The 11,858-nt window shown below is 70.4% G+C and carries 10 protein-coding genes; 7 read left to right on the top strand and 3 right to left on the bottom strand.

Going from position 1 to position 11,858, the window contains the following annotated elements; translation table 11 throughout:
• Positions 1-43: 43 nt before the first annotated feature.
• The 7 genes from VMS22_25205 (at position 44) to VMS22_25175 (ending at position 9,332) form a co-directional block, all read left to right on the top strand.
• Positions 44-1,033, top strand: a complete 990-nt coding sequence (locus VMS22_25205; protein ID HXJ37340.1) for a phosphotransferase family protein — start codon at positions 44-46, stop codon at positions 1,031-1,033.
• A gap of 136 nt (positions 1,034-1,169) precedes the next feature.
• Positions 1,170-2,495, top strand: a complete 1,326-nt coding sequence (locus tag VMS22_25200) for an outer membrane lipoprotein-sorting protein (GenBank protein HXJ37339.1) — start codon at positions 1,170-1,172, stop codon at positions 2,493-2,495.
• A gap of 205 nt (positions 2,496-2,700) precedes the next feature.
• Positions 2,701-3,873 carry a glycosyltransferase gene (locus VMS22_25195; GenBank protein ID HXJ37338.1) on the top strand — a complete coding sequence of 391 codons (1,173 nt, stop codon included), beginning with the start codon at positions 2,701-2,703 and terminating at the stop codon, positions 3,871-3,873.
• Between the two features lie 46 nt (positions 3,874-3,919).
• Positions 3,920-5,248 (top strand): DEAD/DEAH box helicase, encoded by a 1,329-nt coding sequence (locus VMS22_25190; GenBank protein HXJ37337.1) that lies wholly within the window; start codon positions 3,920-3,922, stop codon positions 5,246-5,248.
• A 93-nt stretch (positions 5,249-5,341) separates the two neighbouring features.
• Positions 5,342-7,084, top strand: a complete 1,743-nt coding sequence (locus VMS22_25185) for a PQQ-dependent sugar dehydrogenase (protein ID HXJ37336.1) — start codon at positions 5,342-5,344, stop codon at positions 7,082-7,084.
• Positions 7,085-7,176: 92 nt separating this feature from the next.
• Positions 7,177-8,619, top strand: a complete 1,443-nt coding sequence (locus VMS22_25180) for a hypothetical protein (GenBank protein ID HXJ37335.1) — start codon at positions 7,177-7,179, stop codon at positions 8,617-8,619.
• Between the two features lie 239 nt (positions 8,620-8,858).
• Positions 8,859-9,332 carry a hypothetical protein gene (locus VMS22_25175; GenBank protein ID HXJ37334.1) on the top strand — a complete coding sequence of 158 codons (474 nt, stop codon included), beginning with the start codon at positions 8,859-8,861 and terminating at the stop codon, positions 9,330-9,332.
• A gap of 152 nt (positions 9,333-9,484) precedes the next feature.
• Here VMS22_25175 and VMS22_25170 read toward each other — a convergent pair whose 3' ends face one another.
• From VMS22_25170 to VMS22_25160, 3 genes are read right to left on the bottom strand one after another with little or no spacing between them, the layout of a single operon-like run.
• Positions 9,485-10,282, bottom strand: coding sequence for an SDR family NAD(P)-dependent oxidoreductase (locus VMS22_25170; GenBank protein HXJ37333.1), 798 nt, complete (start codon positions 10,280-10,282; stop codon positions 9,485-9,487).
• A gap of 4 nt (positions 10,283-10,286) precedes the next feature.
• A complete protein-coding gene (locus VMS22_25165) occupies positions 10,287-10,559 on the bottom strand; it encodes a hypothetical protein (GenBank protein HXJ37332.1) in 273 nt (90 codons plus the stop codon).
• A 10-nt stretch (positions 10,560-10,569) separates the two neighbouring features.
• Complete coding sequence (locus VMS22_25160) at positions 10,570-11,844, bottom strand: hypothetical protein (GenBank protein HXJ37331.1); 1,275 nt, start codon at positions 11,842-11,844, stop codon at positions 10,570-10,572.
• Positions 11,845-11,858 lie beyond the last annotated feature (14 nt).

Genomic DNA, 11,858 nt, shown 5'->3' with positions numbered 1-11,858 from the left:
TCGCACCACGGGTCTGATCGACGCCGAGGCGCTCGCGCGCTGGATGGACGCGCGGAAGCTTCCCGGCTCGGGTGAGCCCCTCACGGCACGCTTCATCACGGGTGGCGCCTCGAACGAGCTGTTCGAGATCCGCCGTGGCGATGCGCGCCTGGCGCTGCGACGGCCGCCGCGCAAGGTACCCAAGGGACGCAACGAGACGATGCTGCGCGAGTACCGCGTGCTCGAGGCGCTCAAGGACACCGACGTGCCGCACTCGCGCGTGCTCGCCGCGTGCGATGATCCGGCGGTCACCGGCGCCGCGTTCTATCTCATGGAGTTCGTCGACGGCTGGTCGTGCATGAGCACCGACGGCTGGCCGGCGCCGTTCGACACCGACCTCGAGGCCCGCAAGGGGCTCGCCTACGAGCTCGTCGATGCGATCGGGAAGCTCGCGTGCGTCGACTGGAAAGCGCGCGGGCTCGAAGGGTTCGGGAAGCCGGACGGCTTCCACGAGCGCCAGGTCGACCGCTGGCTCGCGCATCTCGCCGCCTGCAAGTTCCGGGAGCTGCCGGGCATCGACGAGGCGGCGGCGTGGCTGCGCCGCCACAAGCCGCGCACCTATCGCCCGGGCATCCTGCATGGCGACTACCAGTTCGCGAACGTCATGTTCCGCCACGGCGCACCGGCGCGCATGGCCGCCATCGTCGACTGGGAGATGGCGACGATCGGCGACCCGCTGCTCGACCTCGCCTGGGTGGTGATGGGATGGCCCAACCCGGACGAAGATCGCAGCGGCGCCGGCTACGTCGACTACACGGGCATGCCGTCACGCGAGGAGCTGCTCGAGCGCTACGCGAAACGCTCGGGCCTGCCGGTCGACGAGATGGACTACTACGTCATTCTCGGCCGCTTCAAGCTCGCGATCGTGCTCGAAGCGGGCTACGCGCGCTTCGTGCAGGGCGGCGCCGACAATCCCAAGATGGCGATGTTCGGCGACGTCGTGCTCGACCTGGCGAGGAAGGCGGGCGACCTGTCCCGCACGACCCGGCTGTGAGCCCTGGCGCCGAGGCCGTCGCCCCTGTCGCGACGCGCCATGGCGTCGCCGGACGCCCCCCGGACGGGGGAGTTTGCGGCGCGGCGAAAAACTGCTTTACCTCGCCCGGTCAATTTTCCGATCGAGGGGGACCCTGATGATGCGTGAGCTCGTGCTCCTAGTCGCTGCAGCGATGATCTCGACGGCGCTGACTACTTCGGTCGCGCGCGCCGAGTTGAGTCCCGGCGAGACGCTCGACGCGAGCAGCTACCAGAAGGCGGAAGGCCTCCTGCCTCCCGAGATCCTGCGCCACTACAAGGACGGCGAGTACATCAACAAGATCGCCGAGTGGCCAGCCAGCCGTTACAACTGGCCCCCAGACTTCAAGGCCGCGACCAAGGCGAACGAAGGCAAGTTCACGGTCAGCCCGGTCGGCACGATCCTCGACAAGTCGACCGGGAAGCAGCCCGAGTACATCATGGGGCACCCCTTCCCGACCATCGATCCGAAGGACCCCGAGGCCGGGGTCAAGATCCTGTGGAACTTCTTCTATCGCACCTGGTACTTCGGCAACCTGCACGCGGAGTCGCAGGTGAACTGGGTCAGCCCGACGGCGCTCGAGCGCCGCAGCGACCAGGATGTGTACTTCGCGTACTACGACGGCGTTCCGGACGACGAGAAGAACCCGAACCCGCAGAACTTCCTCTCGCAGTCGCTGACGGTCGCAAAGACGCCCGCCGACCTCAACGGCACGGCGTCGCTCACCTGGCGCTACCGTGACGCCGACAAGCACGACTCGGTGTGGGCCTTCGTGCCGGCGCTGCGTCGCGTGCGCGCGGTCTCGCCGGCGAACCGCTCCGACGGCTTCCTCGGCTCCGACATGAGCCAGGACGACGGACCGTTCTTCGACGGCAAGGCCGAGGACTTCGAGTGGAAGCTGAAGGGCGAGACCGATCAGTACCGGCTGGCCGAGTCGCTCAACCTGGCGGGCAAGGCCGAGAGCCGCTGGGTCGACGGCAAGGGCTGGGACACGGTGTGGCCGGACATCCCGTTCATCGGCTACATGGATCCCAACTGGAAGGGCGTCGCCTGGGCGCCGACGGGCAACGCGGTGCTCGTCAAGCGCCACGCCTACGTCGTCGAGGGCACGCCGAAGGACAAGTACTACCTGTTCGGGAAGCTCGAGCTCCTCATCGACTCGGTCACCTTCCAGGGTTTCTGGAACCGCAAGTTCAGCTGGAAGGGCGAGCTGCTGAACACGCTCCAGATCATGGGCTGGGACCCCCTGCCGTTCACCCGTCCGAGCGGCAAGGTCGACTACAACCAGGGCTCGAACCAGGCCTTCCAGACCGCCGAGAACCTTAAGCTGAACCGCGCCACGGTGGCCGGCGTCAAGTCGAGTCCCACGGCCGGGTTCTACGGCCGGATGAAGTTCAACCCGTCGCTGTTCGACGTCGACGCGCTGGCACGGTCGGGCAAGTAGGTTCGTCGCATCATCACGCCCCGCGTCCCTACGTCCCCTCCTATATCTGGATGTGGGTGCCGAGGTCGACGACGTCGTTCGGCGGGATGCCGTAGAAATCCGTGGGTGAGCGCGCGTTCCTCGCCATGAACGTGAAGAGCGCCATCCGCCAGCCCGGTAGCCCGATTGCGGACGCAAACCCAATCTGAGACAAGCCACGACCCCGATGTCGTTCCTGCTGGCGGTGCTGGTGGCGCTGTGGGTGGGCTATGCGGCCTTCGGCCGGCGCTGGCGCATCGAGCCGCGCCTGGGCGTGGCGCCGCCACGCGTCGCGTTCGCCGAGCCCGTCGTCGCCGTCGTGCCGGCGCGCAACGAAGCGGCCGAGCTGCCGCGCACCCTGGCGGCCCTTCTCGGGCAGACGCACGCCGACCTCCACGTGGTGCTCGTCGACGATCATTCGGACGACGGCACGGCCGAGATCGCGCGCCGGATCGCCGACGAGCGCGGCGTGCCCGAGCGCCTGACGGTCGTGCCGGCCCCCGATCTCCCGCCGGGATGGACCGGCAAGGTGTGGGCGCAGCATCAGGGCGTCGCGCAAGCGCGGGCGCGCGGCGCCCGCTGGGTGTGGCTCACCGACGCCGACGTGCGCCACGATTCCGACGTGCTCGAGCGCCTGCTCGCGACGGCCTATCGCGAGACGCGCGACCTCGTCTCGATCATGGCGCGCCTGCGCTGCGCGACCGTGTTCGAGAAGCTCCTGATCCCCGCCTTCACGTACTTCTTCGCCATGGTGTACTCGTTCCACCGGACCCGGGACGACCGCGCTGGCGACGCCGGTGCGGCGGGTGGCTGCGTCCTCGTACGCGCCGCGCTGCTCGAACGCGTCGGCGGCATGGCGGCCATCCGCGACGCCGTGATCGACGACTGCGCGCTGGCTCGCGTCTGCAAGGATGCGGGCGGACGCCTCTGGCTCGGATACCATCCGGGCGTCGAGTCGACGCGAGGCTACCCGACGCTCGCCGCCATCTGGAACATGGTGGCGCGCAGCGCCTACACGCAGCTCCGCTACAACCCGCTCATCGTCGCAGGCGTCGTGCTGGGTCTCGCCTACGTGTTCTTGCTGCCGGTCGGGGCCATCGTGTTCGGTCCCTGGCCGCTGCGGGTCATGGGGCTCGTCGCGTACGCGGCGATCGCGTGGACGTACCGTCCGATGATCGACTACCTCGGGTGCGAGCCGCCGTGGGCGCTCGCGCTGCCGCTGTCGGCGACGATGTACGCGGCGATGACGGTGTCGTCGGCATGGCATCACCATCGCGGTACCGGCGCGGTGTGGAAGGGGCGCGCCTATCGCGTCACGCGCGGTCCCGGCACGGGCGGCGAACGTGACGCCCGCGCCTGACGCCCCGTTGCGTCGTCCGGGCGTCGCTGCTCTACCCTGCGCACCCATGCCCTTCACCGGCTTCGGCCTCGACCCCTCGATCCTGCGCGCCGTGCGCGAGCTCGGCTTCATCCGTCCGACACCCATCCAGAAGGACGCGATCCCGCTCGCGCTCTCGGGACGCGACGTGCTCGCCTGCGCCATGACCGGCAGTGGCAAGACCGCCGCCTTCCTGCTGCCCATCATGCAGCGGCTCCTGCCCAAGCGCCGCGGCACGACGCGGGCCCTCATCCTCACCCCGACGCGCGAGCTCGCGGCCCAGATCGACGCCGACCTCGGTGAGCTGGCGGTGCACACCCCGCTCACGGGCGCGGCCGTGTTCGGCGGCGTCGGCATGGGTCCGCAGGAGCACGCGTTGCGCAGCGGCGTCGACATCCTGGTCGCGACGCCCGGCCGCCTGCTCGACCACTTCCGCCAGCCCTACGCGAAGCTCGACGGCCTCGAGGTGCTGGTGCTCGACGAGGCCGACCGGATGCTCGACATGGGCTTCCTGCCCGACATCCGTCGCGTGCTGCGCCACCTCCCGGCACGCCGCCAGACCCTCTTCTTCTCGGCGACCATGCCGCAGCCGATCGTCGCCCTCGCGCGGGAGATCCTGCACGACCCCGCGACCGTGAACCTCGAGCGCAAGGCGGCGCCCGCGGTCGGGATCACGCAGGCGGTTTACCCCGTGCCGCAGGACCTCAAGAGCGCGCTGCTGCTCGAGCTGCTGCGGCGCGGCGAGATGAAGACCGCGCTCGTCTTCACGCGCACGAAGCACCGCGCCAACCGCCTCGCCGATTTCCTCGGCAAGCGGCACGTCGCCTGCGATCGCATCCACGGCAACCGCTCGCAGGCACAGCGCACGGCCGCGCTCGCCGGCTTCAAGGCGGGGCGCTTCCCCGTCCTGGTCGCGACCGACATCGCGGCGCGCGGGATCGACGTCGAGGCGCTGAGCCACGTCGTCAACTTCGACGTCCCGAACGTCCCCGAGGACTACATCCACCGGGTCGGACGGACGGCGCGGGCGGAGGCGACGGGCGATGCGTTCACGTTCGTATCGCGCGAGGAGGAGTCCGATCTTCGCGCCATCGAGCGGGCCATCGGCAGGAGCCTGCCGCGCGTCACCCTGCCCGGCTTCGACTACACGACGAAGCCGGCCGAGCGGCTCGAGATCCCCGTGCACGAGCGCATCGCCGCCATCCGTGCGCGGAGAGCCGACGAGCGGGCGCGGGCGCGATCGAACGCGGAGCGGCGCGGACACCCCCAGGCGCCCGCGTCGCCGGCCGCGCCGCGCGCTCATGCAGGCGCGAAGCCGGGCCGCGGGCGCGTCCGCCGCTTCCGTCCGAGCCGCTGACAACGCCCGTGATTTCAATGGTGAAACCCACCGGCGACCCTCCGACGGCCGGCTGAGATCGACACTCGGAGGGTGCCCCGGCATCCTCGAACCATGAGGTGGTTGGTGGTGGCGGCGGTGGTGGGGCTCGTGTGTGCGCGCGCGGTTCCGTCGCGTGCGGACTCGCTCTCGAGCATCGGCAGCCCGAGTCCGGACGAGACGTTCGACCTCGATTCGTCGTTCGTCACCGGGATCGACCAGATCACGGACTTCCGATGGCTCCCCGACGGGCGGGTCGTGATCCTCTCCAAGACCGGGACCGCGTACGTCCGGCCGGCGGGCGGCGGCGCGATCGTCCCGGCGGGAAACTTCGCGGTCGACTCGTCGAGCGAGAAGGGGTTGCTCGGCGTCGCGGTCGATCCGCAGTTCGCGACCAACCATCGGCTCTACTTCTACTACTCGGCCAACGGCTCGGCGCCGGTCCCCGGCAACGATGCCAACCGGCACCGCGTCGTCGTGCGCGTGCTCTCGGCAACGAACCAGCTCGGACCGGAGACGCTCCTGCTGCAGAACCTCTGTGGCCCCGCCAACCACGACGGCGGCGCGCTCGACATCGGCCCCGACGGCTACCTGTACGTCGGCGTCGGCGACACCGGGAGCAACTCGAACACCATCCCAGAGCCGCCGTACACGCCGTCGAACTTCTACCCCACGTGCCTCTCCGACGATCCGACGGCGCACGGCGCGGGCAACGGGAAGGTCCTGCGCATCGGGCTCGACGGCAGCATTCCCGCGACGAACCCGCTCGTCGGTGCGACCAACGTCTCCGCCTGCGGCCCGAGCCCCGGGGTGGCGATCGATCCCGGAGACGTGGGTCCGCCGCGCACCGAGGTCTATGCCTGGGGCTTCCGCAACCCCTTCCGGCTGTGGGTCGATCCGCAGACCGGCAAGGTGTGGGTCGGCGACGTCGGCGAGATCTCGTACGAAGAGGTGAACATCCTGCAGCCCGGCCGCCATCATGGCTGGCCGTGGCGCGAGGGACAGCACGGCTGGCCGCTCGACAAGTGTCGGGACGTCCGCGTCGGCACCACCACCGGCGGTGCGCCGATCCAGGACCAGGACTGCGTCGAGCCCATCTACTACTGCCGCCACGGGGGAACGGGCGGCCTCGACCAGAGTGTCGACGGCGGATGCGACGCGATCACGGGTGGCCTCATCGTCGACAGCTGCGACTGGCCGGCGCCGTACCAGGGCCGCTACGTCTTCGGCGACAACGCGAACGGAAGCCTCTACTCGCTGACGCCGAACGCGACGCGCGACGGCATCGTCGGCCCGCGCCGCGACTTCGGCTCGGTGGCGCCCGACCTTCCGGTCTCGATCCGCACCGGCAACGACGGCGCGCTCTACGTAGCGGTGTACCCGAACGGCGGATCGAGCCGCATCATCCGCATCTCGCCCAAGGCGCCGGTCATCTGCACCACGACCACGACCAGCACGACGACGACCACGCTCGCCGACCCGTGCGCCGGTCTCGCCGGCGCGGCGCTCCTGGTCTGCCAGCTCGACGCCGCGAGCAAGGCGTCGCTCTGCTCGAGCGGGCAAGTCGACGCCACGCTCGGCAGCGTCGTCCACGCGCACTACGGCAATGCCGCCGTGCTCGTGCAGCGCGCCGGCGCCAGCACGCGGGCACGCCAGACCAAGAACCTCCTTCGTCGCGCCGACCGGCAGCTCCGCACGCTGCTCCCGCGCCTCCGTCGGGCTGCACGGCGGGGCGTCCTGGACCCCGCCTGTCGCGCCGAGATCGAGGGGCGAATCGCCACGTTCCGCGCGGCGATCGCGAGCCTGGCGCCCGCATGAAATTCCCGCGATCGGCTTACCTTCGACGTGCGCGTTCGGTATACCAGCCACTCCGCGTGGTGGGTGTGGTGTCGGTCCAGCGATCGTTCGTGGTGGCGGCTCTTCTCGGTGGGGTCCTCGCGGGGGCTCCGGCGGCGCACGGCAAGGCCGAGATCCCATGTCGGGGCGGTCGCTTCCTGTTCCAGCTGAACCAGGTGGTGGGCGGATCGCCGGCGGACCGGCTGGTGGCGATCGCGGTCGATCCCTCCGAGATTGCGATGAGCATCGGCTGCAAGCCGGTCCGGCCGGGCTTCAGCGGAGTCAGGAACACCAGCCGGATCAACGCCTCGTGGCCGCCGTGCAGCGGCATCGCCAATCGCTCCGGAAGGCCCGCGCGCGTGAAGCTCGTGAAGGGTCTCATCGCGGGGCCGACGTGTGACCGGTTCACCGGCACGCTCGTGGTGACCAATGGCCGCCCCCGCCGCCGTCCCTTCGTCGCGACGCTGTCGACGTGCAACGACGGGCGCCTGGACACCGAGGGCGGCGAGCAGTGCGACGGATCGCTCGGCTGCGCGGCCGACGAGCACTGCACCGACGCCTGCGTGTGCGAATCGTCGTCGCCGACGACCACGGTCGTCAGCTCGACGTCCACTAGCTCGACGAGCACGACCGCGCCGCCGCCGACCACCACGACGACCTCGACCACACGCACCACGACGACGGCGCCCACGACCAGCACGACGCGCACGACGACCACCACGACCACCACGACGTCGACGCCGACGACCAGCACGACGCGCACGACGACCACCACGACGTCGATACCGACGACCAGCACGACGCGCACGACGACCACGACGACCTCGCTCGCGCCGACGACGACCACCACCACGTCGCGTCCGCCCACCACGACCACGGTGCCTGGCGGCGGGGGCTGTACGGAGATCCTCGGCTTCTCGCAGACCGGGATGGTGTGCCTCGATCCGCCGGATGGCGGCGGCGGGTTCTTCGCCGTCGTCGGACACGGCACTTATCAGGTCCGGGCCTGCGCCAGCGCCGGCCTCGCGTGGATGGACCCGAACTATCCGGGCTGGGGGACGACGTGCCCAGGGCAGAGCCGCCCGGCGCTCAACGCGCCCTGCTCGCCGGGTCTGCCGATCGATCGCGTGCTGTTGACCATTTCGATCCCTTCCGGCATCCCGACCGTCGCCGAGTGGGTGTCCGACATCCGCACGGAGATCGCCGTCATCCGCACGAAGTACGCGGCGCTACGCCAGATCATCTTGCAGCCGGTCGTCGGCGGCCCGAACAACAGCGTGTGCCAGTTCGGCGGTAGCGACGTCCATGCCTCCGTGATCCATCCGGCGATCGACCAGGCCATCGCGATCGTTGCGCAGGACGCCGCCGACCTCGCGATCGGCTACTCGCCCGAAGTCGACTCTTGTAGCGACTACATCGACAACACGGGTCATCTCGGCACCGACGCCCGAACGCGCATCGGCCGGAAGATGGGCACGTACTACGCCGGAGTGCCGGCGCTGACGACCGCTCGCTGACGTGGCAGATCGACGACGCGCGCTGGCAGATCCGCTTCAAGTGCGGCGGCGCGGCCCCGGTCACGCCGTCCGGCCGACGGCCGTCACTCCGCAAGGCGTGCGCGCCTCGTTCAATTGCTCGTAGCGCCACGGGCGGGACGAATCCGCCCGTCCGAGTCATCCGTGGCACACTCCGGGGACGAACGTCCACCGATTGGGCGGAATTTCGCGGGCACGACCCTTGCGATGAGGGGATCTCGATGCCTTCCGACAAGACCCCCGACCTACCTGCCGAGAAGGGACGCCGGGCGCACGGCGAGATCCTGGTGGCCCGCCGGTACATGAGCCACGGGTTCCTCGACGCGTCCATGCGCATCTTCGCGCGCAACACGGCCCACACGACAGCCGACGACTGGACGCAGCTCGTCGACCACCTGCTCGAGCGCGGGCGCGTCGACGAGGCGGTGCACGCCTGTCAGACCGGTGGCATCCCGCTCCCGCGCCAGCAGCTGATCACGCTGGGCGACCGGCAGCTCCGCCGCAAGGATGTCGACGGCGCGATCCACTACTACGAGCTGGCGAACGCCGATCACGATCGCTGGGCGGGGCTGGTCGATGTGCTGACCCGGCTCCCCGGCCGGGAGCTGCACGCCATGGAGATGGCGCAGCGCCATCTCGTCCCGAGCGAGCCCGCCGAGCCCGCGCTCGCCCTCGCCCTCGCCGCGTCGGCATAAGACCGACTCGCCCTCGCCAAGCCGCCGCGGCTCGTCGTGCGTACCTCGCAGTGCCGCGCCGGCTTCGCGGGCTGCGGCATGGCGGTGGCGCGTACCGCCCACGCAACACCCTCGCCTCCGGCTCCGACCCACGACGCAGTCTCGGGTCGGGTTCAGCCCTTGCACGAGAGCCCGCCGTCGACCGGCAGCACGACGCCGGTGACGTAGCGGGCTTCGTCCGAGGCGAGGTAGAGCGCCGCGTAGGCGACGTCCCACGCCTCGCCCATCCGCTTCATCGGGACGGCCTCGTCGCGCCCCCGCACGAGCCGTTCGCGGTCGATCCCGATCCGGCGCACGACGTCGTCGATCGCCATCGGCGTGCGGATGAGACCCGGCATGATGGCGTTGGCGCGGATGCCCCGCGGCGCGTACTGCATCGCGATCGACCGTGTGAACGCATTCACGCCGCCCTTGGACGCGTTGTAGGCGAGCATCGGGAACGGCGCGAAGCGGATCGCGGCCAGTGACGACACGTTGACGATGGCGCCGCTCCCCTGCGCCTCCATCTGCGGCAGCACGTGCTTGCAGGTGAGGAACATGGCCGTGAGGTTCACGTCCAGCACGCGCCGCCACTCGTCCTCCGCGAGCTCGACGGGACCGCCGAGGCTCCCGATCCCGACGTTGTTGTGCAGGACGTCGATGCGGCCGTAGGTGGCAATGCACGTCTCGGCCATCCGCCGGCAGGCGTCGGACCGGGTCACATCGGCCTCGATGACCGATGACATTCCGCCCTCGGCGTCGATCGCGCGCTTGGTGTCGGCCGCCGACGCGCCGTCGCGGTCGACGAGCAGGACCTTGGCGCCCTCGCGAGCGAACACGAGCGCGGTCGCACGGCCGTTGCCGATCGTCTCGCCGGCGGTCTGCCCCGCGCCGACGACGATCGCGACCTTGTCGTGCAGGCGCTCGCCCATCTGCTCAGCGATCGCCGCTGCGACGGCTGATGCCCGAGGCGTGGCCGGGCGCGCCGGGCGAGGCCTTCTTCGCGCCGCCACCCCCACTGCCGTCGGCGTGCCCGGACTCCTCCCCGACGATCTCGATCTCGCCCGCTTCGATGAGCTTCTTCACCGCCGGATGGTCGGCATCGTCCGAGGCGATCTGCCCGGTCTTGAGCGGGCTCAGGTGGAGCTTCTTCCCGCGCGGCAGCGGAACGGCGAGTGGCTTGTGCGTCTTGTTGCGAACGGTCTTCATCGCGAAGTCCTCACGCGCGTAGCTCGCGGTCGGTGAACGTGAAGCGGGCCGCGCGGGTCACGCGCACCATGGCGGCCTCCGGCGGCTCGGCCGCCGGTGCGGCGTCGTGCTCGACGACGACGTCCCAGGCGAGCCGCGCGCCACCCGGCGGCGACGCAGGCTCGCAGCGGGCACGCGGATTCACGCCCCGCACCATCGCGTCGAGCCCCGGATGCGACGCCGGGCCGAGCAGGCCGAGCCATCCATAGGGGTCGCCCTCGGCGAGCGCATCGCAGTCCTCGATCCACAAGCGGCCACGGTCCGGGGACCGCAGCTCGAAGCCGAGCCGCATGTAGCCCGGGAGGAATCCCGGATGGAGCTGCAGCACCTTCAAGATGGCCTCGGCGCCGTCCGGCGCGATACCCATCGCCGCCTGTACGCGCCCCGACGCGATCGTCCCCGCCCCGACCCACTGCGCCGTGCCGACGCGCACCGCCATCTCGTCCCCGCCACGCTCGGCCACCGCCATGAGCAGCGTGCGAATGAGCAGATGGTTCTGCATCGAGAGCTCACGACACACGCGCACCAGCGCGGCGTGCGAGAGGTGCTCGAGCTGGAAGTCCGGGTCGAAGGCGGCGCGATAATCGCTCCAGCCGCCGGGCATCGCCGACGTGACGGGCGCGAACTCGAAACGGGCGAGACGCGACTTGCGCGCGCGTGCGGTGAGCGGGATCTCCTGCACGGGCGCGGCGGACGGGTCGATCACACACTCCCAGCGGCAGTGCGGCACGCGATCGGCGGGCGTGCGTGGCGGGCGATGGATGGGACGGCAGCGCGCGCGGGGATTGGTCGCGACGGCGGTCGCGTCGAAGGTCGGGTCCTCGATCGTGTGGCACATCGAGAAGACCGCCGCCTCGCCGTGCGGCTCGAGCTCGAGCAGCGCGCCACAGCTCTGCAGCCAGAAGAAACCGCGCTCCGGGCCCTCGAGCTCGTAGTGAACGTCCATGTACTGGTGCGCGAAGCCGACGTCGAGCTGCAGGCCCTTGAAGATCGTCTCGACGTCGTCGCCCTCGATGCCCATCGCGCGCTGCATGCGCGGGGTGTAGATCGGGCTCGCACCCATCCACTCCTCGATCGCGATACGCTCGCGCGCCTGCGGACCGAGCAGCATGTGGACTGGCGGCAGACCCGCGCGATTGAGGAAGTGTCCGAACAGCATGTACTCGCGGCCGAGCGAGGCGAGGGCGCGGCGCGAGAGTCGCGCGAGGTCCATGCCGGGCTGGAAGGGGCCGATCTGGTCGCTCATGTCCCCGTCCGCGT

This window comes from Candidatus Eisenbacteria bacterium (assembly GCA_035577985.1).
Taxonomy (GTDB): Bacteria; Desulfobacterota; Binatia; order DP-6; family DP-6; genus DATJZY01.
The sequence above is the reverse complement of the archived record's forward strand: the minus strand, read 5'-3'. Positions and strand labels throughout refer to the sequence as shown.